Here is a 26,496-nt window from a genome sequence, read left to right on the forward strand (position 1 = left end):
GTGCCGGGGGCCGGCCGTCAGCAGGCCTTGCGGACGTACCCGGTGGTGCCCCGGGGCCGGAGGTCGCGGTCGCGCTGGATGACGGACAGCCGGTCGCCCCAGGCGGCACACGCCCTGCCGAAGTCACGCGCGCGGTACTCGACGACGAACACGCGGGAGCCGTACGCGTTCACGTAGCCACCGCACTCGTCGTACCGCCCGCACTCCTCGGCCACGGCGAAGTCGAAGCCGATCCGCCGCCCCTGCGGGGCGAGTTCGACGGTGTTCTTCTGGGCGATGGCCAGGCCGGCCGCGTGGGCGCGGGTGGCGAGGAGCCGGGCGAAGGCCACGTTGTCGGCCTTGGACAGCAGCCCCTTCGACCGCTCGTACGAGTCCAGGTTGTCCGGCTCCACGGCCTTGAAGCCGTCCCGGGCGCAGCCGTCGAACCAGCGGCCGACGACGGCGGCCAGCCGGGTCCGCCCGGCGGCCGTGGAGGTGTCGAGCAGCACCTCGTTCCAGTCCTCGTCGACCACGTACCGGCCGTTGGCGTCCTTCAGCAGCAGGCTCGGGTGGTTGCGCTTCCACCAGCGCAGTTCCTCGGCCTGGGCCTGGAAGGCGTTGACGTAGCAGACGTTGTAGGCACCGGCGGCGACGCGGTCCGAGCGGTCGCGGACCACCACCCCGACCCGGCGCGGCGGCGGGTAGGCGCCGCCGAGCTGGTAGTCGAAGCCGGAGTTGCCCCGGGGCGGGGTCACGGAGGCCGCGGCGGCTTCCGGCTCGCCGGCCGCTTCGGCGGCACCGGGGAGCCCCGCCGCGAGGGCACAGACCGCGGCGACGGCCAGGCCGGCCCGGGGGAGCCGGCGGGGGCGGGACGGAAGGCGGTGCGAGAGCACGGAGAGGACTCCTCGACGACAGCGCTCTCCTCGGGAGAGCGGGCGGAGCGGCAGGAAGGTGGTGATCAGATCACATCATCAGTCCGGATGGGGATGGTTGACGGAAGATCCAAGCGGGGCGGGGGCGCGTGGCGGGCCCGTGCACGCCGGCAGGGAGGAGGACCGGGCAACTCGGTGCAGCGGGGGAGTAATTCGGGTGCCGCGGCACGGACGGGCTGCCTACACTCGGCTCGCGCGCCGCTGAGTGAACCGCCGCGCGCCCGTCGTCGAGTGAAGAGAAAGGGGAACGGGGCCATGTGCCGCAACCGCACCGCCGCCTTCGTTCCCCCGTCGCGGTTCGACGTGATCCCGGTGTCCCGGGGCGCGCGGTGCCGGCTGCGCGGCCGCCACCGTACGCCCGTGACGCACGTCTGAGTTCCGCCCGTCCCGCCCCGCCCGTCCCGCCACTCCCCGGAGCCTCCGGAGGAGCAGGTCCGACGCGCGCACCCGCGGGGCCCTGGCGGTCCGCCGCGTCCGGGAATCGCGCCGCCCTCGCTCCTCATCTCGCGAAAGGCCCCGGGCCATGCGCACCATCCGCACCACCACGACCGTCCCCGCCCTCGCCGCCGTCCGCAACCTCGGCATCCTCGCCCACGTCGACGCCGGCAAGACCACGGTCACCGAACGCATCCTGTTCGCCACCGGCGCCGTCCACAAGCGCGGCGAGGTCCACGACGGCACCACCGTCACCGACTTCGACGCCCAGGAACGCGACCGCGGCATCACCATCTTCGCCGCGGCCGTCAGCTGCTCCTGGTCGGGCCACCGGGTCAACCTCATCGACACGCCGGGCCACGTCGACTTCGCCGACGAGGTCGAGCGCTCGCTCCGGGTGCTCGACGGCGCGGTCGCCGTGTTCGACGCCGTCGCGGGCGTCGAGCCGCAGAGCGAGTCCGTGTGGCGCACGGCCGACCGCTACGGCGTCCCGCGGATCGCGTTCGTCAACAAGCTCGACCGGGCGGGCGCCGACCTCGACTCCGCCGTCGCCTCCCTCCGCGACCGGCTGGGCACCGTACCGCTGGTGGTGCAGCTGCCCATCGGCCGCGAGGACGCCTTCACGGGCGTCGTGGACCTGGTCCGGATGCGCGCGCTGCTGTGGACCGGCGACGACGGCACGTACACGACGGAGGAGGTGCCGGCGGAACTGCGGGAGGAGGCCGTGCGCCGCCGCCGGGAGCTGGCGGAGACGGTGGCGGAACTGCACCCGGCCGCGCTGGAGGAGTTCTGCGCCACGTCGGAGCTGTCCGCCCCGACGCTGACCGGGGCGCTGCGCGACCTCACCCTGTCCGGCGAGGGCGTCGTCGTCCTCTGCGGCTCGGCCTACCGCAACCGCGGCGTCGAACCGCTGCTGGACGCGGTCGTGGCGTACCTGCCCTCGCCCCTCGACGTGCCGCCCGTCCGCGGCACGTACGGGGGCGAGGAGCGGGAGCGCGCCGCCGACCCGGCGGAGCCCTTCACCGCCCTGGTCTTCAAGGTGGCCGCCACCCCCACCGGCCGGCTGACCTACCTGCGCGTCTACGCGGGCACCGTCCGCAAGGGCGACCAGGTGCGGGACGCCGGCACGGGGCGCACCGAACGCGTCGCGCGCATCCTGCGCGTCCAGGCCGACCGGCACGAGGAGAGGGAGGAAGCGGTGGCCGGTGACATCGTCGCCGTCGTGGGCCCGAAGGCGGCCCGCGCCGGCACGACCCTGTGCGCCCCGGCGGCGCCGCTGCTGCTCGAACCGCCGGTGGTGGCCGAGCCCGTGGTGTCCGTCGCGGTCGAGGCGCGCCGGAGCACCGACACCGGCCGGCTCACCACGGCCCTGGCACGGCTCGCGGAGGAGGACCCGTCGCTGTCCGTGCGCTCGGATCCCGAGACCGGGCAGACGGTCCTCTCCGGTCTGGGCGAACTCCACCTGGAGGTCGCCGTGGAGAAGCTCCGCAGCGGCGGCGTCGAGGTCGCTGTGGGCCGCCCGCAGGTCTCCTACCGGGAGACGGTGGTGCGCGGGCTGGCCGGCTTCGTCCACCGGCACGTCAAACAGGACGGCGGCGCGGGTCAGTTCGCCCACGTCGTCCTCGACGTCGAGCCGCTGGGCGAGCCCGGCTTCGAGTTCCGGTCCGCCGTGACGGGCGGCCGCGTACCGCAGGAGTACGCGCGTGCCGTGGAGGCCGGGTGCCGGGACGCCCTCGTCGAGGGCCCCCTCGGCGGCCACCCGGTGACCGGGGTGCGGGTGGTGCTGACCGACGGCGCCACCCACGCCAAGGACTCCTCGGAGCTCGCGTTCCGCGCCGCGGGCCGGTTCGGGCTGCGCGAAGCCCTGCGCCGCTGTGCGCTGGAGCTGCTGGAGCCGGTGGCGGAAGTGACGGTCACCGTCCCGGACGACGCGGTCGGCGGGGTGCTCGGCGACCTCGCGGCCCGCCGCGGCCGGGTCACGGGCTCCACCGCCCGCGCCGGCACGGCCGTGATCACCGCGACCGTGCCGCTGGCCGAGCTGTTCGGCTACGCGTCCCGGCTGCGGGGCCGGACCAGCGGCCGGGGCACGTTCACCACCCGGCCGGCACCGCCCGCGCCGGTCCCGGCGTCGGTCGCCGCCACGCTGCTGACCGGCTGAGGCACCCGTCCGTCCCGTCCCGCCCCGGCATCGGGGCGGGACGGGGCCGGCCGGGCCCGCTGACGGGCTGACGGGCTGACGGTCTGACGGGAGGTCGGGGCCGGGGCGGGGCCCGCGCCGGGCGCCGTCACCCCGTACCGCGCCGCCGCCGTCAGACCATCGGGTGCAGCGGCGAGGGCGCGCCGGCGGCGTTCCGGCCCTCGGGGGACAGGGCGCTGCCGGCGCGCCAGCGCGCCCAGTCCAGGTTCCAGTCGCCGAAGCCGTTGTCGAAGGGGGTCATCCGCGCGCCCCCGCTGTTGACCACCGTGACGATGTCGCCCTCACGCACCGTCCCGAAGAACCACCGGGCGTCCTCGGTGCTCATCCCGGTGCAGCCGTGGCTGACGTTCTCCTCCCCCTGGGCCTCCACGGACCAGGGCGCCGCGTGCACGTACTCGCCGCTCCACGTGACGCGCGTGGCCCAGTGGACCGGCAGGTCGTAGAACTCGGAGGTGCCGCGCTTGATGCCGATCGAGTCCCCGCGCATCCGCACCTTCCGCTCCTTGCGCAGCACCACCTTGATGCCGCTGCGGGTCCGGAACCCCTCCTTGCCCGTGGTCACCGGGAGCGTGCGCAGCAGCAGGCCGTTGCGCCGTACCGTCATCCGGTGGCGCGCCGAGTCGGTCACCGCCTCCACCCGGTCCCCGATCCCGATGCGCAGCGGCTCCGACGGGCCGCCCACCCGGCCGTCCCCCAGGGCCACCCCGTCCAGGCCGCTGCGCACCGCGACCTCGGTGTGGGCCGGCCAGAAGGACCGGGGCCGGTAGTGCAGCGTCCGGTCGTCCACCCAGTGCCAGGACCCTTCGACCCGCGGCCGGGACGTCACCTCCAGCGCACCCTCGACCAGCGCCCGCCGGCGCCGCAGTGCGGCGGGGACGGGGTGGCTCAGCGCCGCGGTGATGACCTGCCCGGCCCCGTACGTCCCGCTGCCCGGCCCGAAGGCGACCGTGAACCGCTCGTCCGGCCGCCGCTCCTCCGGCGCGGTCCGGAAGGCCAGGGTGACCCCCACCGGTCCGCCCGCCGGGTGCTGCGCGCGGACGTGCACCGCGTACGGCTCGCCCGCCCGCAGCGGGGCCGCGGTCCGCCACACCGCGCCGCCCTCGCCCGCCGTGCCGGAGATCCGCCGCCCGTGGGCGTCCTGCACGGTCACGTCGGTGAGCCGCGCCGGTTCGGCGACGGCGATCCGCAGCGGCCCGCCGGCGCTGGTCAGCGGCCCGTCCGGGCCCGGCGCGGCGGCCAGGGCGGCCAGCTGCGCGGCGCCCAGGGCGCGTTCGCCGCCCGGGACGGCCCGCACCGTCTGCTCGTGCCAGCCCCCGCACTCCCTGCTCCGCAGGCTCCCGGCCGTACACCCCGGTCCCGAGCCGTCCAGTACCCGCCCGACCAGCACGGCGACGGAGGGGGAACCGGCCGACCGGGCGGCGGGCGGCCCCGGTGCCGCGTCCGGCGCGGCCGCCGTGACCAGCAGGACCCCCGTCACCCCCGTGAGGGTCCGCCACACCAGCCGTCGTCGTGCCCGTGACACCGTCACGCTGCCCTCCTGCACTCGCTCGTAGCCGGATGGCAGTATGAAACGATCTTGTACCGGCCGGTGGCGGCCGCCTCGCCCGCTGCTCCGAACGGGACCCGCGAACACACCCGGCCGGTCCAACCCACCGGCCCGCCCCCCGATCCGGCACCACGCCCGCGCGTTTGGCCTGCGGATATTCGCTGGTGGCCGGAGACCGCCCCGGGAGACGATGACGCATCACCCGAGGGAGGGACCCATGAGCCAGGACCGCCTGACTCTCCATGAACTGCTGCCGCCGGACGAGCTGTCCGCCGCCGTCGACGCGGGACACGTCACGCGCAAACGCCACCCCGAACTGCCGCTCTCGCTCTACACGTACACGCGGGCGTGCCAGTACGAGCAGATCTGGAACCGGGTCACCACCCGCTGCCGCGGCCTCGTCGCCGACGACTCCACCGGCGAGATCGTCGCCCTGCCGCTGCCCAAGTTCTTCAACGTCGGCGAGCACGAGTCGGGCCGCCCGTACGCCCCGCCGCTCCCCGACGAGCCGTTCGAGGTGTACGACAAGGTCGACGGCAGCCTCGCCGTGGTCTTCCACCACGGCGGCCGCTGGCACGTCGCCTCCAAGGGCTCCTTCACCAGCGAGCAGGCCACCTGGGCGCAGCGCCGGCTGGACCGCGCCGACACCGCGGCGCTGCTCCCCGGCGTGACGTACCTCGCCGAGATCCTGTACCCCGGCAACCGCATCGTCGTCGACTACGGCGACCGCCGGGACCTGGTGCTCCTCGCCGCCTTCCGCACCGACGGCACCGAACTCCCGCTGGCGGACGCGGCACCGGCCTGGGACGGCATCGGCTCCGTCGTACGGACCTGGCCCGCGATGCCGCTGGCCGACCTGCTGAAGCTCACCCAGAACAACACGCTGCCCGACGGGTCCGCCGCGACCGGCACCGATGCCGAGGGGTACGTGCTGCGCTTCGCCTCGGGCGTGCGCGCGAAGGTGAAGATCGCCGAGTACGTGCGGCTGCACAAGGTGCTGACCGGCGTCACCGAGCGGGACATCTGGCGCAGCCACGGCGTCCAGCGCTTCGCCGGCATGTCCGTCAAGCGCCTGGCGCAGGGCCTCGGTTACCCGGTCGCGGAACTCGGCGGCATCCGCTCCACGGGCGGCCGGCCGCTGGACGCCCTGCTGGAGCAGGTGCCGGACGAGTTCGACGCCTGGGTGCGCGGCGTCATCGCCCGCCTGGAGGACGCGGCGGCAGCGCGCGAGCGGGCGATCGACGAGGCGTACGCTCGCGTCGCCCACCTCGCCGCCGACCGCGGCTCCTTCGCGCGGGCCGTGAAGACGCTGCCCGTCGACCCGGAGATCAGGTCCGCCCTCTTCCTCCGGCTGGACGGGCGGCCCACGGACGTGCTGGTGTGGCGTTCCGTACGGCCCGAGAAGGCCGATCCCTTCACCACCGACCAGGAGAACTGAGCAGTGCCCGTAGTACACGTCATGACGGGTCTGCCCGCCTCGGGCAAGACCACGGAGGCCCGCCGGCTCCAGGAGGAGTCCGACGGCCGGATGCGCCGCGTCAACCTCGACGACCTGCGCAGGATGCTGGACGTCCCGGCACTCGAGCGGGGCCGTTCGCACGCGCACGAGCGGACCGTGCTCGACGTCCAGGACGCGGCCGTCAGGTCGGCCGTCGAGGGCGGCTTCGACGTGGTGGTCGACAACACCCACCTCACCCCGCACATCCCCGGGCGGCTGAAGGCGGCCGTCACCGGCCTCGGCGCGTCGTTCGTCGTGCACGACTTCACCGGCGTGCCGGTGGAGGAGTGCGTACGGCGGGACGCCGCGCGGGAGCGGCCGGTCGGCGAGGAGATCATCCGCATCCTGGCCGACAAGCACGCCAAGGCCACCCGGGGCGGCTGGCGGCTGACCGCGGAGTGGCTCGGGGCCGGCGCGGCCGGCGCGCCGTACACCGCCGACCCCGCGCTGCCGTCGGCGGTCCTGTGCGACATCGACGGCACGCTGGCCCTGCGGGGCGACCGGGGCCCGTACGACTTCACCCGCTGCGACCAGGACCTGCTCAACGTCTCGGTGCGGGGCGCGCTGCGGTCGTTCCGGCAGGCGGACGGCGACACCGTCGTGCTGCTGTCCGGGCGCAGCGAGGACCACCGCGAGATCACCGAGGCCTGGCTGGCGCGGCACGAGGTCCCGTACGACGAGCTGTGGATGCGGGCCTCCGGCGACGGCCGGAGCGACGACATCGTGAAGGCGGAGCTGTTCGACCGGCACGTACGGCACCGCTACGCGGTCCGCGTCTCGCTGGACGACCGCGACCGGGTGGTCGCCCTGTGGCGCCGGATGGGCCTGCCGACCTGGCAGGTCAACTACGGCAACTTCTGACGGCCGCCGCCGCCCGCGCGGCGCCGTGCCCGTGGCGGGTGCGGGGGCCGGCGAGGGGGACACGCCTGCCCCCGCCGGGCTGGGTACACCCCCGCACGGCCCCCGTTGATCCGGGCGGCGCGGTCTGACGGAGGCCGCTCGCGAACACCCCCGCCGTGCCGAGGGGGCAGGCCACCTGGCGGCGATGCCCCGGCGGGGCGTCGCCCCGCCCGCCCGGCGGCCGGCCGTCGCGGCGCTCCGGGCCGCGGTCCTCCCGGCCGGAGCCGGCGCGAACGACCCGGCACCGTCTCCGCGCGTGGCCGCGTCCTCGCCGTGCTGCCGCGGCGCCGCCCGCTCGGCCGCGCCGGATCCCGCCGGGGGCCCGGTGGCGCCGGAGCCCGCGACGCCGGAGGATCGGTAGGGGAGGCCGAGGGGAGGCCGAGCGGAGGCATCCGATGCACGTACAGCGTTACGAACTGGTCTTCCCCGGCGGTACCGGCGACGGCGACGACTCGGTGGTGGTCACCCGCACCGAGATGTCGGGCCCCGGCGGGCACCCCGTCTACGCCGACGCCACGGGCATCGTCCGGGCGGAGATCAGCGACCGCGGCGAGGTCCGCGTCCTGGCGTCGGGCGGCCACCAGAGCCCGCCGGCGGGCGTCCAGGCCCGGGAACTCCCCGAGTAGCCGCACCCCGGGAGACGGCCGAGGCCCACGCGTGGCCCGGCCCTCGCGCACGCCTGGCTTCGCCGACGCGGCCCCCTGGCGCCGGGCGCCGATCCCGAGCGTGGCCGCCTTCCCGCGCGCCAACGCGTCCACACCGCCACGTCCGGGGCCCCCTCGGCTACGGCTCGCCCCCGCGCGCCGTCCGAGGGAGGCGCCCCTTCGCCGCCGCGCCGGACGGCCCCCGCGCGCGCAGGCCGGGGCCATCACCAGGGTGGGCCGTGTACGTGTGCCTGCCAGGCGCGCTCCGTATCCGGAGTGGCCCGACGCGCCCCAAGGTCGGCGGGCCCGCGGGGGGCCTGGGCCCTGCCCGTGGCCGTGCTACGGGGAACCGGACACCGCCCGCCCCTCCCGCGGCCTACGGCCAGGGGGAACTGCTGCCCCGCCCCCGGCCGGAGGGAACAGCTGCCCCGCCCCGCAGCTGGCCGGGCCGACAGCCGCCCCGGCCGCGGCCGGTCGGAGGACCGTCCCCCCCCGGGCGCTCCATGGGTGGGCCCCGCGGTCCGTACGGGACCGGTGGGGGCGGTGGTCAGCGCCGGCCCGGGGCGGGCTCCGGAGACGGGCGGAGCCAGTGTTCCTCCGTGGTCCAGCCCAGGAGGCGGCGGGCCCGGCCGTCGAGGGCCGTGCCGCGGGAGCCGAAGGTGCCGCCCGCGCAGACCAGGCGCAGGCCCGCCAGGGCCGGTGCCAGCCGGGCCGACACGTGCCACGGATGCCGTACGACCTCCTCGGTCAGCCACCACAGCACGGCCTCCCGCTCCTCCGGCCCGCACAGCGACAGGTGGAACACCATCTGCCGCCACGCGTACGCCGCGTCCTTGATCACGGGCAGCGGCCACCGGTGGCCCTGGACCCGCGCCGTCAGCCGGCAGACCGTCGTGAAGCACCGCCGGGCCAGGTCGTCCCAGCCCGCCCCGGGCCCCGGTTCGATGCCGGCCCTGGCGACCAGGACCGCCAGGTTGTGCGTGGTCAGGATCTGCGCCTGCTCGATCACCTTGCCGTTGGCCGCCACCGACCACCGACCGCCCGTGACGCGTGCCCGCTCGTGGCACAGCTCCCCGAAGCCGGCCGAGCTGCGCGGCCGCGGGCTCCGCTTCGAGGCGCCCGCGGCCTCGGCGGCCTCGAAGACCGCCAGGTCGCGCACCGCCGCGTAGTCGATGCCGTAGTACCGCTCGTACACGCTGCCCGCGAGCAGCTCGCCCGCGATCCGCGCCGCGGTCAGGAACTTCGGGGTGAACCTGCCGGTGAAGATGTCCGCCGCCAGCTCCTCCACGAGCGGCGCGCCCAGTTCGGCCTGCCGGGCGAGCACCGACAGCTCCCGCACCAGCGGATTGGGCAGCACGGTCGCCGGGAAGGCCCGCACGGCCAGTCCGCCCAGCTCCCGCAGCAGCTCCCGGGCGCCGTCGCTCGCGGCGGCGTCGTCGCGCCGGCCGGCGACCGCACGGACCCAGGGCAGTTCCTCGGCCCGCACCTGGTGCTGGAGGTTCAGCAGCAGGAGGGACCGGCGGTTGCCGAAGGCCCGGTGGTGGGCCGCCATCAGCGTCCGCAGGGCCGGGTCCCGGTACGCGCGGGCCGTGGTCGCCGCCACCAGCTGGGGCACCAGCTGCGCGAGCACCTCGGCCGACGGCACCACACCGCGTGCGACGAGCGTGGCGACCGGCGCGCTCAGCGCCGCCTCCACGGGCCGCCGCACCGTGTCCGGCACCCGAGCCCCCGCCGGCAGGCCCGATGCGGCGGCCTCCTCCTCGCCCACCGGCGCGACCAGCGGCGCGGGGTCGGCCACCCCCGTCCCCTGCGGGAGGTCCGCCATGCGTCCCAGCACCAGCTGCGCGAACGCCCGGTGCGAGGGCAGCGCGGCCTGCGCTGCCTGCGCCCCTCGCAGCGCGGTGTGCGGGGTGGAACCGGGCAGCCCGCGCCGGCGCACCATCGACCCCACGGCGTGCCGCAGCAGGCCGAGCCGCCTCCGGTCCAGGGGCCGGCCCGCGACGCACTCCTCCAGCGCGCCCAGCAGGATGCCCAGGTTCTCCTTGGGGTTCCGGTGCTTGCCGCACAGCGGGTGCGCGGTGGCCAGCTCGCGGTACCGGCGCAGCAGCGCGTCACCCCGCGCGGCCCAGCCGGGAACGGGCGTACGGTCGGACACCGCCTGCGGCTCCCGCTCCTCGCCGGCCGTCTCCAGCCAGTGCGCCAGGACCGCGTCACCGAACGGCGCCCAGACGGTCAGTGCCTCCCGCTGCGCCTCGACCCGCGGGTGCGGCCGGCGGCGTGCCAGGGCCTCGCGGGCCTCGCCGGCCGTACGCCGGTGCACGGCGGGGGAGTCGGGGAACGGCTCGGCCGCGGGACGGGGGAGGAAGCGCAGCCGGTCGGCGAAGGGCGCGAGTTCGGCCACGAGGGCCCGGGCGGCCGCCAGGTCGCCGGCACGCACCAGCCACGCCACGGTCGGCAGCGCGGCCTCCTCCGGCAGGGTCACCTCGTACCGGCCGCTGTCCAGCAGCTCCCACAGCCACGCGAGTCCGGGCCCGGTCAGGCAGTGGTCGAACAGGGCGGCGCGGGTCGCGGGCACGCCGGCCCGCCGGGCCGCCTGCTCCTCGTACGGCTCCAGCGGGCCGCCCGCGCGGGCCGCGCCGGTGGCGAAGCCGCCCTGCACCACCTCGGGGGTCACCCAGGCGGGCAGACCCGAGACCGGGGTCCGCGAGCCGACCGTGATCCGTCCTGCGGACATGCCGTCCAGCACCGCGCGCCAGCGCGCCACCCGGTCTTCGGCGCGCGCCCGGGTGGCTGCGTCCTCGTGGGTCAGCGCGGTGGCGGAAGCGGCGGCGAGCCGGCCCGTCGCGTAGGACCGGCCGGGGCTGAAGAGCTGCTTGTCAGCGTGATCGTCCATAAGCCGGTGCGGCAGGTTCTGCCCCTGCGCCCTCCGGGATGGAAGCCCGGCGCTCTTCTGCTGAGCTACGCACCGCGTGGCGTGACGCTAGCGGCCGCGGCGGCGTGCGTTCAACGCGTTTTGCGCCGGAGGGGACGGCAGACCGGAGGGGACGGCAGACCGGAGGGGACGGCAGAGCGGCCGTGCGCCCGCGGCTCCGCCCGCTCCGCTCCGGTGCGGACCGGAACGGGCGGACGGCGCCCGGGAGTACGGCTCAGGCGGCGGCCGGCTCCGGGCCGCGCCGGTGCGCCCGCTCCAGCAGCGCCAGCTCCTCGTCGGTCAGCCGGAGCGCACCGGCGGCCACGTTCGCCTCCAGGTGCGCGGGATCGCCGGTGCCCGGGATGGCCAGCACGTGGTCCCCGCGGTGCAGCGTCCAGGCGAGCCGCACCTGTGCGGGGCTCGCGCCCCGTCCCTCGGCGACCGCCAGCACCTCCGGGGTCTCGTGGGCGCCGGCTCCCGCCTCGCGGCCGGCGCCGGCGATGGCGTAGAACGGCACGTACGCCACGCCCTGCTCGCCGCAGCTGCGCAGGAACGCGTCCTCTTCCGGCCGCAGCCCGATCCCGTACCGGTTCTGCACGCACACCACCGGTGCGATCGCCTGCGCCTCGGCGAGGTGCGCGGGCGTGACGTTGGATATCCCGAGGTGCCGGATGAGCCCGGCCTCGCGGAGTTCGGCCAGCGCGCCGAAGCGCTCGGCGATCGACGCGGTGCCGAGGACGCGCAGGTTCACCACGTCGAGGTGGTCCCGGCCCAGCTGGCGCAGGTTCTCCTCGACCTGGCCGCGGAGTTCGCCGGGACCGGCGTGGTCGGCCCACGCGCCGGACGCGTCGCGGGCCGGTCCGACCTTGGTCGTGATGACCAGGTCCTCGGGGTACGGTCCGCCGAGCGCCCGGTTGACGAGCTCGTTGGCCGAACGCAGCGAGGAGAAGTAGAACGCCGCGGTGTCCAGGTGGTTCACCCCGAGCTCGACCGCGCGGCGCAGCACGGCCAGCGCCTCGTCGCGGTCCCGCGGGAGCGCGTCCGGCGCGAAGGCCTCGCCCCTCTGGGGCAGGCGCATCGTGCCGAAGCCGATCCGGTTGACCTTCAGGTCTCCCAACGTCCAGGTGCCCGAAGCCGCTGCTGTGATCGTTTCTGAGGTCATGGGGGGCATGATCACCCCGCCGGAGACCCTCCGCAACGTGGTGCCTCCGTCCCGGACTGTGCTACGGGGGAGGGGAGTTGGAGCGGCCCGCCGGCGCCGCCGGCCGCCGCTCCGGCGGGGGCGGCGGGGATGGCGGAATGACGGCCCAGGGGGAGGGTGCGGTCGCCGGTGAGGACGAAGAGCACCTCGCGCGCCAGCTCGCGCACCGCCGCCCAGGCCGGGTCGCCGGCCAGGGCCTCGTAGGTCCACGGATCCGTCGGCCGGTCACCGCACATCTCCTCGAAGTGACCCTCGATCATCCGGAGTTCGTCCATCACCGCGATGGCGTCGATCTCGTCCGCCTCCTCGCGCGCGTAGATCGGCAAGGCGTCGTCGAAGTCGAACAGCAGCTCGTCCGTGCAGATGGGGAACGGAAACTCCAGCCACCGCCGCTGCGCCGCGGCGTCGGCGGCCAGCCGGCTCAGGGCGGCGATCATGAGGCGGCGGCCGGGGAGCCGTACCAGTCGGGATACACGGCAGCATCCTCGCAGGCCGGCGGGTGAGGCTCCGGGCCGGGGTCAGCGGGTGACGTGGAACTCGTTGCCGGCGGCGTCGAGGTACTCGCCCGGTACGGCGTCGGGGCGGGCGACCTCCAGGCGGAGCCGGTTGCGCCCGGCCTTCGGGGCCGCGGGCGGTCCCATCACCAGGGAGACCGGGGCGGCGGGCTCCGGCCGGAGCCGGACGCCCCAGTCGTGGGACTCCACCGCGTGCCAGCCGGCGTGATCCTCCCAGAAGGAGGGCTGCGCGGGGCGGTCCTCCTCGGCGATGTCCAGGCAGATCGCGACGAGCCCGGAGTCGGCGAGCACGCCGGGGTGCCCGGGGCGCAGCACGCAGAACTCGTTGCCCTCCGGGTCGGCCAGCACGTCCCACGGGACGTCCCCCTGGCCGATGTCGGCCCGCGTCGCGCCGAGCGCGAGCAGGCGCGACACCTCGGCCTCCCAGTCCGGGCCGCCGGCCAGATCGAGGTGGAGCCGGTTCTTGCCCGTCTTCGGCGTGGCGGTCGGCGCGCACCGCAGCCGCAGGCCGCCGGTACCGCCCCGGGTCGCCTCCCGCCAGCAGCGGTCCATGCGGCCGAGGTCCAGCGCGTCGATCACGATTCCGGTCAGCATCCCTGTTCCCCCAAGCCGTCGGTGCGTACGCCCGGCCAGCCTCGCGGAGCATGATCACCCGGCGCAACCCCCGCGGGGTCCCGCCCCGCCCGCCCCGTCGGATGCGGCGGGACCGCTTGACCTGCGGGCCCTGGCTGGTCTGGGAACCGCCGGGACGACCAGTGGTTCGCCGACCGCCCGGTCCTGTTCGACTGCGACGGCGGCGGGGGCGGTGCCCGTGCTCCCGTACGACCTGGTCGCCGGGCAGCCAAGCGGGCCGGTAGCCCGCGATGCCGAAGCGCGATGCCGAAGCCGGACGCCGCGCCACCCCGTCAGAACCCGTCGTACGGCTCCTCGTTGTCGTCGGCGTCGTCGGCCGGTGGCGGCGGTGCGTCGTGCGGCGGCTCGGCCGGGACGCCGACCCAGCCGACCCCCGGCGTCGTCGGCCGGGCCGCGCCGGTGTCCGCCTCGACCGTGACGCACACCGCGGTGGCCCGCGCCACCGGCTCCCCCGTGATTCGAGCCGCGGCCGGACCGGACGTGGCGTGTCGCCCCCCGCTTCCCGGCCGGGCGCCGCGGGGAACGGCATCGTGGAGCCCGTAGCCGGCGGACACGGAACACGGAACACGGAACACGGGCGAAGGGGCGAGGACCGGGCCATGAAGGCGACGGACGTACTGGCGGACGGCTTCGGACGGATCCGCGAGGAGGTGCACCAGGTCCTCGACGGCCTCTCGGAGGAGCAGCTCCACGCCCGGCTCGATCCGGCGGCCAACTCCATCGCCTGGCTCGTGTGGCACCTGGCGCGCGTCCAGGACGTCCAGGTCGCCGTCCCCGCCGGCCTGGAGCAGGTCTGGCACGCCCAGGGCTGGGACGAGCGCTTCGGCCTCCCGCTGCCGGCCGACTCGACGGGATACGGTCACGGCCCGGAGGAGGCCGGGAAGGTCCGGGCCACGGGCGAACTGCTCGGCGGCTACTACGACGCGGTGCACGAGCAGTCCCTCGGCTGGCTCGGCACCCTGACCGCCGCCGAACTGGAGCGGGTGGTCGACCGGCACTGGGACCCGCCCGTCACCCTCGGGGTCCGCCTCGTCAGCATCCTGGCCGACGACCTCCAGCACGTGGGCCAGGCCGCGTACGTCCGGGGCCTGCTCGAACGCCGCTGAGCGCGGACGCCCCCGCCGCGCGCCTGTCGCCCCGTCAGCACCACGCGTCATGCCGCGAGTTGATCCGGAGCCATCCTCCGGGCCGACGGAGCGCCAGACCCCGGGCTGACGCGCGCCCGCGGCGCCGGCGGGCACGCTCGGGACATGGCTCACCTCAGCAGGGCGGCCGCTGCCGCCGCACTCACCCTGTCGCTGTCTCTGCCGCTGGTCCTCGCGGGCCCGGCGGCCGCCTCGGCGCCGGCCGCCGCCTCCGCCCGGGCCCCGCGCCCGGCCGCATCCCCGGCCGCCCCGGGCCCCCTCGGGGCACCCGCCCCGCTCTCCGTGCCCGCCCCGCCCTCCGCGCTCCCCGCGTACCCGGACTCCGCGCGGCGGGCCGGGAGCGGTCCGGAGCTGCCGCGCCCGACGGGCCGGTGGGCCGTGGGCCGCTCCGTACTCCACCTCGTCGACCGCTCGCGCCCCGACCCCTGGGTGCCGGCCGCCGGAGCCCGGGAGCTGATGGTCACCGTCAACTACCCGGCCGCGCGAGCCGGTACGGGGGCGTCGGCCCCGTACGCGAGCACCGACGAGGTCCGGGCCATGCTGGAGGGGTACGGCCTCGCCGACGCGGTCCCCGCGGCGGAGCTCGCCGCGATGCGCACGTACGCCCGCACCGACGTCCGGCCCGCACCCGGCCGGTACCCGCTGGTCGTCCTCTCGCCGGGCTTCACCGTCTCCCGGTACACGCTCACCGCCCTCGCCGAGGACCTGGCGAGCCGCGGCTACGTCGTGGCCTCCGTGGACCACGCGTACGAGTCCCTCGGCATCCGGACCCCCGACGGCCGGCTGCTCGGCTGCGCGGTGTGCCTCCCGGTCAGCGAGGGGCAGGTCCCGGAGAGCGAGATCACCTCGGGCCGCGCCCGGGACGTGTCGTACGTGCTCGACCGCCTGACGGGACGGCACCCGGCGTGGAAGTACGCCCGGACCACCGTCGACCGGAAGCGCGTGGGCATGGCCGGGCACTCCATCGGCGGTGCCAGCGCCGCCACGGCGATGGTGGCCGACGGCCGGATCCGCGCGGGCGTGAACATGGACGGGGCGTTCCACGGCGAGCTGCCGGAGGGCGGCCTGGGCGGGCGGCCGTTCATGCTCGTGGGCACGGACGACGCGATGCACCGGCCCGGCGGCACGGACCACACCTGGGACACCGCCTGGGACCGCTTCGGCGGCTGGAAGCGCTGGCTCACGGTCGCCGGATCCGACCACTTCACCTTCTCTGACGCGCCGGCCTTCCTCGACCACTACGGCGTGCCGCGCGCCCCGCTCCCGGCGGACCGGGCGCTCGGGACCACCCGGGCCTACCTGGCGGCCTTCTTCGACCTGCACCTGAAGGGCACCGCGCAGCCGCTGCTCGACGGTCCGTCGGCGGCGCACCCCGAGGTGGTGTTCCACAACCCGTGAGCCGGCGAGGGGGCCCGCGGACGCACTCCGTCCGCGGACCCCTCGCCGCGCGTTCCCCTGCGGGGAGTCCTACCAGATCGCCTCGACCCACTCCGGGTGGTCGATGAACGGGTTCCGGTTGTGCTGGTAGCTGTCGAAGATGATCTGGTTGCGGCGCTGCTCGAACGCGTCCGGCGGGTCGATGTCGTTCCACTGCTTCAGCACGCTGAGGCGGCCGTGCCACGGCACCGAGCCGTTGACGGAGTCGTTGACCTCGAGGTTCGCGAAGCCGTCACCGCCCTCGTAGCGGACGGCCATGTACAGGATCATGCGGGCGACGTCGCCCTTGACCTCGTCGCGCGGTTCGAAGGAGTTGGAGTCGGTGTAGCTGTCCGTGGTCTCGGGGACCAGGCTGCCGCCGAGGTCGAAGTCCTTGTTGCCGCGGATGCTGTTGACCGTGACGTCCTCGGGGCGGATGTGGTGCAGGTCGGTGCCCGGGCCGGCGCCGGTGCCGAAGTCGCCGTGGCTCTGGGCCCACACGTGCTCGCGGTTCCAGTCGTTGGGGTTGCCGCCGTTGGTCGACTTCGACTGCGAGCGGCCCGAGTAGAGCAGGATCACGTTCGCGCTGTTCGCGGGGTCCTGGTCGGTGACCTTCAGGGCCTCCCAGACCGCGCTGTACGAGATCTTGGACTGGTTCTTGATGATGCCGTGCAGCGCCGACTTGAGCTCGGCACCGGTCTTGCCCTGGGCGGCGGCGTAGTAGTCCGCGGCGGTGGCCTGGTGCGCCGGGAGCGCGAGGAGGACCAGCGAGGCGAGGGCCGCTCCGGCGGCGGCCCAGCGCGAGCGGCGAGGGGTGGTCTTCACGTGGGGGAAACCTTTCGGCACGCAGAGGTCCCGCCCGGGCGGGACCCGGCGGGATGTCGTCGTCGAGGGGGAGGCTCACACCGCGTCATGCCGTTCACGTGAAGCTCACGCGACATGAACATGACGAGCTTGCGAGGTGAAGGTACACGGAGATTTCCGGCCATGGAATCCCCCAGGTCACAGCAGTGCACCGCGCGTAGACACCGCGCGTAGACACCCGGCGCGGATGACGCGCGTAGACGACGCGCGTAGATAACTCCTGGTCGACGGTGCGGAATTCTGGATTCCGGACGGCGGCGACATGCGGGCCCGGCGGTGCGGAACTACGCTTTTCGAGTGAGCCGGTCCCTCCAGGAGGTGGCGCGATGTCCCTGTTCCGGGGTGTGGCAGCCGGTATCGGAGCCTGTGCCCTCGGCGGGCTCCTCGGCGGGCTCGCGGCCGGTCCGGCGGCCGCGGACGACAACGGCATCGCCGACGAGAGTGCGACGACGATCGCCGAGAAGGCCCGCGAGGCCATGGCCGACGCCCAGTCGATGACCCTCGACGCGCGCATCACCGACGCGACGGGCACCACGACGCTCGACCTCCACCTCGACGTGGACGGCAACTGCGCCGGGACCGTCGGACTGCCGGGGAACGGCGGCCACGCGGACCTGGTCAAGCGAGGCCAGGACGTCTGGATGAAGCTCGACGACACCCTCCTCAGGTCCCAGGTCCCGGGCCCGGCCGGCGACGCGGCCATCGCCCTGATCAACGGTCGCTACATCCACGGCACTGTCCAGAACGCGCTGCTCCGGGACTTCACCGACTTCTGCGACCTCTCCAACTTCAAGAACACCTTCGCCGGGCGGCCGGTCAACGAGCAGCTGACCAAGGGTCAGCGCACCACCGTCGACGGCGCGCCCGCGATCACGGTCACCAGCCGGCACGACGACCAGACCGGGACCTACTACGTGTCCACCGAGGACACCCCGTACCTGCTGAAGGCCGAGGTGCGGGAGCCCGGCAAGCGGGACGTCGCGAGCTTCGGCGACTTCAACGAGCCGGTGCCGGCGAAGACCCCGGCCCCGGCCGACACCATCGAGTTCTCCGACCTCCAGTAGACCGGCCGCCCGGCTCCCGGCGGCGCAGTCGGGTGCCCGGCACCAGGTCAGGACCAAGGGGGCGCTCCGCTTGCGCCGAGCGCGCCACCGCGCCCCCACGCACCTCCCCCCCGTGCGGAACACCCCGTAGCCGACCGTCCGGCGGCCGACTAACTTCCCCGTCGCCGGTCCTCGCCGTCGGCCGGACCGCGGTGACCCGAGGGGGAGAGATCCACGTGAACGCAACGCGACCGCATGCCGGTTGGCGCGCCCGCGCCCTGGCCCTGACCGCCACCCTGGCCCTCGCCGGCGGCACGGCCGCCGTGACGGCCACGCCCGCCCACGCGGTGGGCAGCCTGGGCCGCGCCTACGTCTGGGCGCACTCGCCCTCCCACGCCCTGAACACCCCGTACGCCCCCTCCGCCGCCTACAGCCGCAACTCCACCGGCGCCGCCAACAGCGTGGTCCGCACCGGCACCGGCCTCTACACCGTCCGGCTGGGCAACCTCGGCCGGACCGGCGGCACGGTGCACGTGACCGCGTACGGCGCCACCAGCAACACCTGCGCCGTCCGCGACTGGAACCCCGTCGGCAACCGGCTCGACGTCCGGGTCAGCTGCTTCACCCGGACCGGCCTCCGCGTGAACACCCCGTTCACGGCGAGCTTCGTCAACACCGCCGGCTCCGGCGGCGCGCGCTTCGCCTACCTCTGGGCCAACAGCCCGGCCGCCGCCGCGTACACGCCCTCGACCACGTACCAGTTCAACTCGTCCGGCGCGCTCAACACCATCACCCGCTCGGGCACCGGCCGGTACACCGTCCGGCTGCGCGCGATCGGCTCGGCGTCCGGACACGTCCAGGTGACGGCGTACGGCGACACCTCGGCCCGCTGCAAGGTGGGCAACTGGTTCGTCTCCGGCGCCGACCAGCTCGTCAACGTCCGCTGCAACGACCGGCTCGGCAATCCGGCGGACCAGCGCTACACCCTGACCTACGCCCGCGGCACCGGCGTGCAGCGCGCCACCCCGGCCGCGTACGCGTGGGCCAACCTGCCGGCCTCGGCGGCGTACAACCCCTCGGCCGCGTACTCGTACAACTCCTCCGGCGTGGTGAACCGGATCCGGCGCGTCAGCCAGGGCGTCTACCGCTTCCACCCGCCCAACCAGCAGCTCACCAACGGCAACGTCCAGGTCACCGCGTACGGCAGCGACACCAAGTACTGCAAGGTGGAGCGCTGGAACCCCACCGACGGCGTCCAGGTCCGCTGCTACACCGTCGCCGGCGCCCTGACCGACACCTACTACGACGTCTCCTTCCAGCGCTGACACCCACCCGCACGCCACCCCGGGGCCGGGCGGCCGCCGCGAGTACGCGGTGACCCGGCCGGCCTCACCCTCCGTGCCGAAAAGATGCGGAACGTGACGGTACGTGTCAGCGTCGTGGAGCGGGCGGGACGACGATGTCCCGCTCGCTCAAGCTCACGAGGAGAGTGACCCCGTCATGGGTGGAATGCAGAACAAACGCCAGCAGCCCGGCATAGGCCGCGAGGAGCAGGTGCGCTCCGGGCGTGACCGCCAGCAGGACCGGGACACCGGCCAGGGCCAGCGCCAGCGCAGGCCCGGCGAGGTCTCCCGGGACCGCGACGAGGACATGATGCGCGACGAGATGGACGACCGCCGCGACATGCGCGAGGACCACCGCGACATGCGCGACGACCACTGACGCGTCGCCCCCGCACTCAGGACCCCGGCCAGGACCGACAGTCACCTGCGGCCGGGGTCCTGGCGCGCTCCGGTCCGGAGCGCGCGGTCGCCGGCAGGTGACGGGCCGGGTCAGGCGGTGCGGACCTGCATCGTCTCGCGGAAGTTCGCCATGCACTCCGGGCAGTGGCGTTCGGTGGTGTGCTCCTGGCCCGGTGCGGGCACCGGCTGGCCGCACAGGGTGCGGGTGTCGTTCTTGGCCACCACGTGCCAGACGGGGTGCGTGTCGGTGAGGGCAGTGCCCGCGCACATCACGTACATGTCGCCTCCCTGATCGCGGGACTTGCTGGTACCGACCAGCAAACCCCGATGGCCCCCCGTGCGCGCAGGTGGACGCGTCCGTCCGGGTGACACGCCCTGCGGCGCCGGGACTCCCGCGGCGCCCGTTTCGCCCCGTCCCGCCAGGGCACACGCGCACCACCGGCGGCGACCGCCCGGAGGTGACCCGTGGAGCCGGACCCCGACCGCATCGCCCGCCCCTGGGGCGACCGCACCCCGTACCCGGCCGGCGGCACCTGGCCGGCCAGGACCGACACCCACCTGGCCGGGGGACTGCTTCCGGAGGACGTGGACCGCTGGGTGAAGGCCGCGTCCGTCCTGCACTCCAACGGCGACGCGATGGACGTCGCCGTCCGCGACGGCCGGATCGTCGGCGTCCGCGGCCGCGCCGCCGACCGCGTCAACCACGGCAGACTGGGCCCCAAGGACCTCTTCGGCTGGCAGGCCTGCCACGCCCCCGACCGGCTCACCCGCCCGCTGGTCCGCGAAGGGGGCCGGCTCGTGCCCTGCTCCTGGGACACCGCCATGGACCGGATCGTCGCCCGCACCCGCGACCTGCTGGCCGGACCGACGTCGACCACGCCGACACCCTCGCGCTGTTCGGGCACAACGTCTCCGAGACCCAGCCGGTGCTGTGGATGCGGATCCTCGACCGGCTCACCGGCCCGGACCCGCCCCGGCTGGTCTGCGTCGACCCGCGCCCCACCGCCGCGGCGGCCCGCGCCGCCGTGCACCTCGCGCCCCTGCCGGGCACCAACCTCGCCCTGCTGAACGCCCTGTTGCACGAAACCGTCCGCACCGGGCGGGCGGACCGGGCCTACCTCGACGCCCACACCGTCGGCTTCGGGGAGCTGGCCGAGCGGGTCGCCCCCTGCACGCCCGAGTGGGCCGCCGGCATCTGCGACGTACCGGCACGGACGGCGACCTGCCGGGCTTCCGGAACTGGCAGAACCCGGTCCACGTACGGGAACTGGCCGGGATCTGGAACGTCGACCCGGAGCGGATCCCGCACGACGGGCCGCCGACCCACGCCCTGGAGATCTTCCGGCTGGCCGGCGAGGGCGGCATCGGACTGCTGTGGATCAGCGGCACCAACCCGGCCGTGTCCCTGCCCGAACTCGCGCGCGTCCGGGCTGTCCTGGGCCGCGCGGGCCTCGTCACGGTGGTGCAGGACCTGTTCCTCACCGAGACCGCCCGGCTGGCCGACGTGGTCCTGCCGGCCGCGACCTGGGGCGAGAAGACCGGGGTCATCACCAACGCGGACCGCACGGTGCACCTCTGCGAACGCGCCGTCGCCCCGCCCGGCCTCGCCCGCCCCGACCTCGACGTCTTCCTGGACTACGCGCGGCGCATGGACTTCCGCGACCGCGCCGGCGCGCCGCTGGTGGGCTGGGACGACGCCGAGTCGGCCCTCGAGGCGTGGAAGCGGTGCAGCGCCGGACGGCCCTGCGACTACACCGGACTGAGCCACCGCCGGCTGCGCGGGAGCGCCTCCGGCATCCAGTGGCCCTGCGACGCGGAGCACCCCGACGGCACCGAGCGCCTGTACACCGACGGCTTCACCTGGGCGCACCCCGACGCCTGCGAGACGTACGGCAAGGACCTCGCCACCGGCGACCCGCACGACGCCGACGCGTACCGGGCGCTCAACCCGGACGGCAGGGCGGTGATCAGGTCCGCCGCGTACGAGCCGCCGCGCGAGGAGCCGGACGCCGCGTACCCGCTCCGGCTGACCACCGGGCGGACCCTCTACCACTTCCACACCCGCACCAAGACGGGCCGTGCCCCGCAGCTCAGCGCCGCGGCTCCGGAGGTGTGGGTGGAACTGTCCGCGGGGGAGGCGGCGGGACGCGGACTGGCCGAGGGCGACCTGGTCGAGGTGGCCACCCGGCGGGGCGCCCTGCGCGGGCGGCTGCGGGTCACCGCCATCCGGGACGGGGTGCTCTTCGTGCCCTTCCACTACGGCTACTGGGACACGCCGGGCGGCACCGGCGGCGGGGACGCCCCGGGCCGGGCCGCCAACGAGACCACCGCCACCGACTGGGACCCGGTGTCCAAGCAGCCGCTCTTCAAGATGGCCGCGGCCCGGCTCACCCTCGTCGAACGCGGCGACGGCCGGCCGTCGCCCGCCCCGACCACCACCGCCTCGGCCCCGCTCGACCCGACCGTCCCGCCCACGACCGGCGGCCCGTCGGCCCGGGCGGGCCAGCGGGCCTGACCCCCGGGCCGCCGGTGCCCGGGCCCCCGGGCCGGGACCCCGGGCCACGGCCGGCTCCGGGCCGGCGAACGCCCGGCCTACTCGAAGCGCTCGGTGTCGCCCGCGCCGCGCCGCACGATCTCCGCGCCGCCGCCGGAGAAGTCGATCACGGTGGTCGCCTGCGTGCCGCAGTCGCCCGAGTCGACCACCGCGTCGACCACGTGGTCCAGGCGCTCCTTGATCTCCCAGCCCTGCGTCATCGGCTCGTCCTCGTCCGGCAGCAGCAGCGTGGTCGACAGCAGCGGCTCGCCGAGCTCGGCGAGCAGGGCCTGGGTCACCACGTGGTCCGGGATCCGGACGCCGACCGTCTTCTTCTTCGGGTGCAGCAACTGGCGCGGCACCTCCGAGCTGGCCGGGAGGATGAACGTGTACGCGCCGGGCGTGGCGCCCTTGATGGCCCGGAACACCGCGTTGTCGATGTGCACGAACTGCCCCAGCTGGGCGAAGTTCTGGCAGACGAGGGTGAAGTGGTGCCGCTCGTCGAGCCGCCGGATCGTCCGCATCCGCGCGAGGGCCTCCCGGTTGCCGAGCTGGCAGCCCAGGGCGAAACACGAATCCGTCGGGTATGCGATGAGCGACCCGGAGCGGACCAGGTCCGTGACACTGCTGATGGTGCGCGGCTGAGGGTTCTCAGGGTGCACGTCGAAGTACTTCGCCATTCGCCGAGGGTACGCCGCGCACGGCGGGCCGGTCGCGCCGAGCCCGGCCCCGCGGGCGCCGAGCCGCGGGAACCGGTGCCCGGAGCGGGAGGCGGCCCCGGAGGATCTCCGACGGCACGGCCGGGCCCACCGTGCGGGAAGACGAAACGGGAGGCACCGATGGCACAGGTCGAGTTCTTCACCCACCCGCACGGCGCCCTGGAGGTGTGGGGGATCCGCGTGGACGGGGTGGACCTGCGGGAGCTGGTGGCCCGCGTCACGGGCCCGCTCTGGGAGCCGGAGCTGCTGGAGGGCGAGCCCGAACGGACCGCCGAGGGGCGCGCCCGGTTCGTCCTCGGTCAACACCGGGGGCTCGACCGGCACGACGTGCCCCGCCCGTTCGAGCACTTCACGGGTCGGCCCTCCGCGGCGTTCCGGGAGGTCGTCGGCGGACGGTCGGTGCTGCTGGGCTGCCCGTGCGGGGTCTGGGAGTGCTGGCCGCTGTGCGCCCGGATCGAGGTCGCCGACGACACGGTGACCTGGTCCCGGTTCCTCCAGCCGTACCGGCGCGAGCAGTGGGGCGAACTGCCCCTCGGCCCGTACGTGTTCGACCGCGCCGGGTACGAGCACTCCCTCGCCCACCCGCTCCGCCTGACCGCCGATCCGCTCGCCGCCCGTCTCCACGACGCGCCGGACGGGGCACCGCAAGCGGTCGCACCGCCGGACCGCACGGGCGGTACGGGAGGCACGGACCGCCCGAGGAGCACGGACCGCCCGAGCGGCACCGACCGCCCGAGCGGCCTCGACAGCACGGAGTCCTGAAGGGGGCCACACGCGTCACGGCACGCGCACCGGCAGCACCAGCGGTACTCCCGTGCGCGGGTGCGGCAGCACCTCCACCGGCTGCCGGTAGACCCGGCTCAGCAGTTCCGCCCCGAACACCGCGGCCCGCGGCCCGTCGGCGGCCACCCGGCCGCCGTGCAGCACCGCGGCCCGGTCGGCGTACGCCGCGGCGAGGCCCAGGTCGTGCAGCACCACCACGACGGCGTCCCCGGCGGCCGCCCGCTCCCGGCAGAGCCGCAGCACGAGCTCCTGGTGCCGCAGGTCCAGCGCGGCGGTCGGCTCGTCCAGCAGCAACAGCGGTGCCTCCTGCGCCAGTACGCGCGCCAGCGCCACCCGCGCCCGCTCGCCGCCGGACAGCGCGGGGAACGGCCGCCCGGCGAGGCCGGAGGTGTCCGTGACCGCCAGCGCCCGGGCCACCACCGCGTCGTCCTCGTCCGCGCGCGGGGTGCCGGACCAGGGCGCGCGGCCCATCCGTACCACCTCCTCGACCCGGAACGGGAAGGCCAGCGCGGCCGCCTGGGGCAGCACGGCACGGCGCAGCGCCAGCTCGGCGGCCGGCCAGGCGCGGGCCGGCCGGCCGCAGATCCGCACGTCGCCCGCGTCCGCCAGCAGATCGGCGGCGAGCGCGCCCAGCAGGGTGGACTTCCCCGCGCCGTTGGGGCCGACCAGCGCCAGCACCTCCCCGGCCCGCACGGCCAGGTCCACCCCGGCGAGCACCGGGCGGGATCCCCGGCGCACGGTCAGGCGCCGCGCTTCGGCGACGGCCGCCCCGGGGGCGTACGGTTCGGGCGCCGTGCGCCGGTGGGCGGCGGTGAACGGGAACCTCATGCCCAGCCTCCCTGGGTCCGGCGCGTGCGGCGGAGCAGCCAGTCCGCTTCGCCTTCGACGGCACCCACGGCCGCCTCACCGCGGACGTCACCGGGAACGGCGCCGTCCGGGACGACGTCCCGCTCGCCGTCGTCACCGTCAACCGCGCCATGAAGGACATGCCCACGACCCTCACCAAGGAGGCCGCCGACGCGCTCGGCAGCCCGGGGTACGAGGGCGCCCCCGGCTCCCCGCTCACCGTCGCCCCGAAGGAGACCGCCCCGAAGCCCTCCCCGACGCCGACGGCCGAGCCCACCACCCCCACCACGAAGCCCACCCCCTCGGCGCCCGCCTCCACCACGGCGCCGCGCCCGACGACGTCCGCCGCGCCGGGCACGCCGGCGCCCACGCGCCCGGCCTCGCCCCCGGCGGTGCCGGCCGAGGGCAAGATCTCCGGCGGCAGGCTCGACTGTGGCGTGAAGCAGTCCTTCCGCGCGTACGTGACCGGGCCGGCGGCCGGCACCATCACCGTCTCCGGCGGCGCCACCAGCGCGGCGGGCAACGGGGCGTTCACCTTCGTCAAGGGCGGCCGGTACGACACCACAGCCGACACCCTCGACGCGGCCTTCCGCGGGGCCGTCACCTTCAAGGGCCACCGGCAGGGCGGCACGTACGGCCTCGACCTCACCCTCAGCGACCTCAGGGTGAAGCTCGACCGGGGCAAGGGGGTGCTGACCGCCGACGTCAACAGCCTCGGCAAGAAGACGGACGACGTGCCCCTGGCCGACCTGAAGGCCCCGACCGCCGACCTCAGGGCGAAGAGCGGCACCCTGACCGTGACCGGGGTGGAGGCCACCGTCACGGCGGCCGGCGCCAAGGCGTTCGGCGACTTCTACCCGGCCGGCACCGCGCTGGACCCGGTGGGCCTGTCCGTCGCCCTCACCCCGGGCGCGGTCCCGGGCGGCACGGGGACGGCCGCGGGCGCGGGCGGCGGCTCGGCCGGGGCCACGGGCGGTGCCGGGACCTCGGGCGGGATGGCGAGCACGGGCGGGACGGGGACCACCGGCGGGACGGGGACCGCCGGCGGCAGCCTCGCCACCACCGGCGCCTCCGTGCCCGCCACCACCCTGGCCGGTGCCTCCGTCCTGGTCGTCGGCGCCGGGGCGGGCCTGGTCCTGGCCGGCCGGAAGCGCCGTACGGCGGCCGACGGGGCGTGACCGCAGGGCGGCCCGCCGAGGCCGAAGGCCCCCGTCCGGACGGGACTCCGGACGGGGGCCTTCACCGCGAGCGTACGGGCCGGGGCTCAGGCCGCGGGCCGGAACTCCTCACCCAGCTCCCGGAAGACGGCCGTGTTGAGGGAGAAGGCGCTGTTGCACTCCTCCACGATCCGCCGCTTCTCCAGGTCGTCCACCGCTATCGCGTCCAGCAGCGCGCGGTACTCGCGCTTGAAGGCCGCCGGGTTCCCGACCTGCTCGAAGACGTAGAACCGCACCCCGTCGCCCTTGCGGGCGAAGCCCCAGGTCTTCTCGGCGGTACCGCGGATGATCTGACCGCCCGACAGGTCCCCGAGGTAGCGGGTGTAGTGGTGCGCGACGTAACCGGCCGGCCAGTCCCGCGCGCACTCCTCGACCCGGGCCGCGTACGCGCGCGTCGACGGCAGGGCGTGCGCGGCGGACCGCCAGTCCGCGCCGCGCAGATGGGCCAGGTCCCGCTCCAGCTCCGGGACCCGGAACAGCTCGGGGCGGATGAAGGGGCCGGCCACCGGGTCCGCCGCCAGCTCCCGCGCGGAGTCCTCCAGGGCGCGGTAGACGAACCACAACTGCTCGGTGTACCGCGCGTACGCGTCCACCCCGAGGCGCCCGCCGAGCATGTCGCTCATGAATCCGGAGTTCTCCGCCTCGGTGTGCTGGGCGTGCGAGGCGGTCCGGATGAGCTCGGAGAACGGCGCCGGCCCGGCCGGGGCGGGGGCGGCGGACGGGGCGGCGGGGGCGGCGGGGGTGCCGGCGGGGTCCAAGAGGGCCTCCAGGAAGAAGAACGGGCATGCGGAAGCGGC

The 26,496-nt window shown here is 75.6% G+C and carries 23 protein-coding genes, 1 tRNA gene and 1 pseudogene; 12 read left to right on the forward strand and 13 right to left on the reverse strand.

All coding sequences use genetic code 11. The features are described from left to right. Window positions 1-17: 17 nt before the first annotated feature. Window positions 18-872, reverse strand: a complete 855-nt coding sequence (locus ACIQUR_RS27850) for an endo alpha-1,4 polygalactosaminidase (protein WP_403669744.1) — start codon at window positions 870-872, stop codon at window positions 18-20. A 562-nt stretch (window positions 873-1,434) separates the two neighbouring features. Here ACIQUR_RS27850 and fusA point away from each other — a divergent pair. After that, the gene (fusA, locus tag ACIQUR_RS27855) at window positions 1,435-3,504 is read left to right on the forward strand and encodes an elongation factor G (protein WP_403669747.1); all 2,070 of its coding nucleotides are present in this window, start codon (window positions 1,435-1,437) and stop codon (window positions 3,502-3,504) included. 151 nt (window positions 3,505-3,655) lie between these two features. Here the strand turns inward: fusA and ACIQUR_RS27860 are convergent, their stop codons facing one another. Next, window positions 3,656-5,071, reverse strand: a complete 1,416-nt coding sequence (locus tag ACIQUR_RS27860; RefSeq protein WP_403669750.1) for an Ig-like domain-containing protein — start codon at window positions 5,069-5,071, stop codon at window positions 3,656-3,658. Window positions 5,072-5,306: 235 nt separating this feature from the next. Between ACIQUR_RS27860 and ACIQUR_RS27865 the strand changes: the two genes are divergently transcribed. The 3 genes from ACIQUR_RS27865 to ACIQUR_RS27875 all read left to right on the forward strand — a co-directional run bounded on the left by ACIQUR_RS27865 (window position 5,307) and on the right by ACIQUR_RS27875 (window position 8,113). Next, the gene (locus ACIQUR_RS27865; RefSeq protein WP_403669753.1) at window positions 5,307-6,527 is read left to right on the forward strand and encodes a T4 RnlA family RNA ligase; all 1,221 of its coding nucleotides are present in this window, start codon (window positions 5,307-5,309) and stop codon (window positions 6,525-6,527) included. Window positions 6,528-6,530: 3 nt separating this feature from the next. Then, the gene (locus tag ACIQUR_RS27870) at window positions 6,531-7,448 is read left to right on the forward strand and encodes an AAA family ATPase (RefSeq protein WP_403669756.1); all 918 of its coding nucleotides are present in this window, start codon (window positions 6,531-6,533) and stop codon (window positions 7,446-7,448) included. Window positions 7,449-7,882: 434 nt separating this feature from the next. Next, a complete protein-coding gene (locus ACIQUR_RS27875; protein WP_399942691.1) occupies window positions 7,883-8,113 on the forward strand; it encodes a DUF6296 family protein in 231 nt (76 codons plus the stop codon). 565 nt (window positions 8,114-8,678) lie between these two features. Here the strand turns inward: ACIQUR_RS27875 and ACIQUR_RS27880 are convergent. The 6 genes from ACIQUR_RS27880 to ACIQUR_RS27905 all read right to left on the reverse strand — a co-directional run bounded on the left by ACIQUR_RS27880 (window position 8,679) and on the right by ACIQUR_RS27905 (window position 13,834). Beyond that, window positions 8,679-11,024 (reverse strand): hypothetical protein, encoded by a 2,346-nt coding sequence (locus tag ACIQUR_RS27880; protein ID WP_403669760.1) that lies wholly within the window; start codon window positions 11,022-11,024, stop codon window positions 8,679-8,681. Window positions 11,025-11,027: 3 nt separating this feature from the next. Beyond that, window positions 11,028-11,099: transfer RNA gene (locus ACIQUR_RS27885), tRNA-Gly, on the reverse strand. A 178-nt stretch (window positions 11,100-11,277) separates the two neighbouring features. After that, complete coding sequence (locus tag ACIQUR_RS27890) at window positions 11,278-12,204, reverse strand: aldo/keto reductase (protein WP_403669763.1); 927 nt, start codon at window positions 12,202-12,204, stop codon at window positions 11,278-11,280. 11 nt (window positions 12,205-12,215) lie between these two features. Next, window positions 12,216-12,680: a hypothetical protein gene (locus tag ACIQUR_RS27895; RefSeq protein ID WP_403669766.1), complete on the reverse strand. Its 465-nt coding sequence runs from the start codon at window positions 12,678-12,680 to the stop codon at window positions 12,216-12,218. A gap of 81 nt (window positions 12,681-12,761) precedes the next feature. Then, window positions 12,762-13,352: a VOC family protein gene (locus tag ACIQUR_RS27900; protein WP_403669769.1), complete on the reverse strand. Its 591-nt coding sequence runs from the start codon at window positions 13,350-13,352 to the stop codon at window positions 12,762-12,764. Between the two features lie 311 nt (window positions 13,353-13,663). Continuing rightward, on the reverse strand, window positions 13,664-13,834 hold the full coding sequence (locus ACIQUR_RS27905; protein ID WP_403669771.1) for a hypothetical protein: 171 nt from the start codon (window positions 13,832-13,834) through the stop codon (window positions 13,664-13,666). A 156-nt stretch (window positions 13,835-13,990) separates the two neighbouring features. Here ACIQUR_RS27905 and ACIQUR_RS27910 point away from each other — a divergent pair, with 156 nt between their 5' ends. Together ACIQUR_RS27910 and ACIQUR_RS27915 are read left to right on the forward strand one after the other, a co-directional pair. Continuing rightward, window positions 13,991-14,497, forward strand: coding sequence for a DUF664 domain-containing protein (locus ACIQUR_RS27910; protein WP_403669774.1), 507 nt, complete (start codon window positions 13,991-13,993; stop codon window positions 14,495-14,497). Window positions 14,498-14,641: 144 nt separating this feature from the next. Continuing rightward, entirely contained in the window at window positions 14,642-15,934 is a 1,293-nt protein-coding gene (locus tag ACIQUR_RS27915; protein WP_403669777.1) for an alpha/beta hydrolase family protein, read from the forward strand. Window positions 15,935-16,003: 69 nt separating this feature from the next. On the opposite strand, the gene ACIQUR_RS27920 is transcribed toward ACIQUR_RS27915, so the two are convergent. Then, window positions 16,004-16,777, reverse strand: a complete 774-nt coding sequence (locus ACIQUR_RS27920; protein WP_403669780.1) for an endonuclease I family protein — start codon at window positions 16,775-16,777, stop codon at window positions 16,004-16,006. A gap of 365 nt (window positions 16,778-17,142) precedes the next feature. Between ACIQUR_RS27920 and ACIQUR_RS27925 the strand changes: the two genes are divergently transcribed. The 3 genes from ACIQUR_RS27925 (at window position 17,143) to ACIQUR_RS27935 (ending at window position 19,581) form a co-directional block, all read left to right on the forward strand. Further along, complete coding sequence (locus ACIQUR_RS27925) at window positions 17,143-17,880, forward strand: hypothetical protein (RefSeq protein WP_403669783.1); 738 nt, start codon at window positions 17,143-17,145, stop codon at window positions 17,878-17,880. A 215-nt stretch (window positions 17,881-18,095) separates the two neighbouring features. Next, the gene (locus tag ACIQUR_RS27930; RefSeq protein ID WP_403669786.1) at window positions 18,096-19,184 is read left to right on the forward strand and encodes a hypothetical protein; all 1,089 of its coding nucleotides are present in this window, start codon (window positions 18,096-18,098) and stop codon (window positions 19,182-19,184) included. A 175-nt stretch (window positions 19,185-19,359) separates the two neighbouring features. Next, window positions 19,360-19,581 (forward strand): hypothetical protein, encoded by a 222-nt coding sequence (locus ACIQUR_RS27935; protein ID WP_403669789.1) that lies wholly within the window; start codon window positions 19,360-19,362, stop codon window positions 19,579-19,581. A 110-nt stretch (window positions 19,582-19,691) separates the two neighbouring features. Here ACIQUR_RS27935 and ACIQUR_RS27940 read toward each other — a convergent pair whose 3' ends face one another. Next, complete coding sequence (locus ACIQUR_RS27940; RefSeq protein ID WP_403669791.1) at window positions 19,692-19,880, reverse strand: hypothetical protein; 189 nt, start codon at window positions 19,878-19,880, stop codon at window positions 19,692-19,694. A gap of 186 nt (window positions 19,881-20,066) precedes the next feature. Here ACIQUR_RS27940 and ACIQUR_RS27945 point away from each other — a divergent pair. Further along, window positions 20,067-22,116 (forward strand): annotated as a pseudogene (locus ACIQUR_RS27945) (molybdopterin oxidoreductase family protein). Window positions 22,117-22,193: 77 nt separating this feature from the next. Here ACIQUR_RS27945 and ACIQUR_RS27950 read toward each other — a convergent pair. Then, window positions 22,194-22,814: an L-threonylcarbamoyladenylate synthase gene (locus tag ACIQUR_RS27950; RefSeq protein WP_403669794.1), complete on the reverse strand. Its 621-nt coding sequence runs from the start codon at window positions 22,812-22,814 to the stop codon at window positions 22,194-22,196. A 159-nt stretch (window positions 22,815-22,973) separates the two neighbouring features. On the opposite strand from ACIQUR_RS27950, the gene ACIQUR_RS27955 reads away from it, so the two are divergent. Then, window positions 22,974-23,615, forward strand: coding sequence for a hypothetical protein (locus tag ACIQUR_RS27955; RefSeq protein ID WP_403669796.1), 642 nt, complete (start codon window positions 22,974-22,976; stop codon window positions 23,613-23,615). 15 nt (window positions 23,616-23,630) lie between these two features. On the opposite strand, the gene ACIQUR_RS27960 is transcribed toward ACIQUR_RS27955, so the two are convergent. Further along, a complete protein-coding gene (locus tag ACIQUR_RS27960) occupies window positions 23,631-24,464 on the reverse strand; it encodes a heme ABC transporter ATP-binding protein (RefSeq protein WP_403669799.1) in 834 nt (277 codons plus the stop codon). A gap of 158 nt (window positions 24,465-24,622) precedes the next feature. On the opposite strand from ACIQUR_RS27960, the gene ACIQUR_RS27965 reads away from it, so the two are divergent. After that, complete coding sequence (locus ACIQUR_RS27965; protein ID WP_403669802.1) at window positions 24,623-25,660, forward strand: HtaA domain-containing protein; 1,038 nt, start codon at window positions 24,623-24,625, stop codon at window positions 25,658-25,660. Window positions 25,661-25,746: 86 nt separating this feature from the next. On the opposite strand, the gene ACIQUR_RS27970 is transcribed toward ACIQUR_RS27965, so the two are convergent. Further along, window positions 25,747-26,457 carry a heme oxygenase (biliverdin-producing) gene (locus tag ACIQUR_RS27970; RefSeq protein WP_403669806.1) on the reverse strand — a complete coding sequence of 237 codons (711 nt, stop codon included), beginning with the start codon at window positions 26,455-26,457 and terminating at the stop codon, window positions 25,747-25,749. Between the last annotated feature and the right edge of the window lie 39 nt (window positions 26,458-26,496).

The sequence above is a fragment of the Streptomyces sp. NPDC101132 genome (assembly GCF_044759225.1).
Classification (GTDB): domain Bacteria; phylum Actinomycetota; class Actinomycetes; order Streptomycetales; family Streptomycetaceae; genus Streptomyces.

Coding starts and splice junctions, on each gene's coding strand:
- fusA (WP_403669747.1), top strand. CDS start 1,435: ATGCGCACCATCCGCACCACCACGACCGTCCCCGCCCTCGCCGCCGTC.
- ACIQUR_RS27865 (WP_403669753.1), top strand. CDS start 5,307: ATGAGCCAGGACCGCCTGACTCTCCATGAACTGCTGCCGCCGGACGAG.
- ACIQUR_RS27875 (WP_399942691.1), top strand. CDS start 7,883: ATGCACGTACAGCGTTACGAACTGGTCTTCCCCGGCGGTACCGGCGAC.
- ACIQUR_RS27880 (WP_403669760.1), bottom strand. CDS start 11,024: ATGGACGATCACGCTGACAAGCAGCTCTTCAGCCCCGGCCGGTCCTAC.
- ACIQUR_RS27890 (WP_403669763.1), bottom strand. CDS start 12,204: ATGACCTCAGAAACGATCACAGCAGCGGCTTCGGGCACCTGGACGTTG.
- ACIQUR_RS27895 (WP_403669766.1), bottom strand. CDS start 12,680: ATGATCGCCGCCCTGAGCCGGCTGGCCGCCGACGCCGCGGCGCAGCGG.
- ACIQUR_RS27900 (WP_403669769.1), bottom strand. CDS start 13,352: ATGCTGACCGGAATCGTGATCGACGCGCTGGACCTCGGCCGCATGGAC.
- ACIQUR_RS27910 (WP_403669774.1), top strand. CDS start 13,991: ATGAAGGCGACGGACGTACTGGCGGACGGCTTCGGACGGATCCGCGAG.
- ACIQUR_RS27915 (WP_403669777.1), top strand. CDS start 14,642: ATGGCTCACCTCAGCAGGGCGGCCGCTGCCGCCGCACTCACCCTGTCG.
- ACIQUR_RS27925 (WP_403669783.1), top strand. CDS start 17,143: ATGTCCCTGTTCCGGGGTGTGGCAGCCGGTATCGGAGCCTGTGCCCTC.
- ACIQUR_RS27935 (WP_403669789.1), top strand. CDS start 19,360: ATGGGTGGAATGCAGAACAAACGCCAGCAGCCCGGCATAGGCCGCGAG.
- ACIQUR_RS27940 (WP_403669791.1), bottom strand. CDS start 19,880: ATGTACGTGATGTGCGCGGGCACTGCCCTCACCGACACGCACCCCGTC.
- ACIQUR_RS27950 (WP_403669794.1), bottom strand. CDS start 22,814: ATGGCGAAGTACTTCGACGTGCACCCTGAGAACCCTCAGCCGCGCACC.
- ACIQUR_RS27955 (WP_403669796.1), top strand. CDS start 22,974: ATGGCACAGGTCGAGTTCTTCACCCACCCGCACGGCGCCCTGGAGGTG.
- ACIQUR_RS27960 (WP_403669799.1), bottom strand. CDS start 24,464: ATGAGGTTCCCGTTCACCGCCGCCCACCGGCGCACGGCGCCCGAACCG.
- ACIQUR_RS27965 (WP_403669802.1), top strand. CDS start 24,623: ATGCCCACGACCCTCACCAAGGAGGCCGCCGACGCGCTCGGCAGCCCG.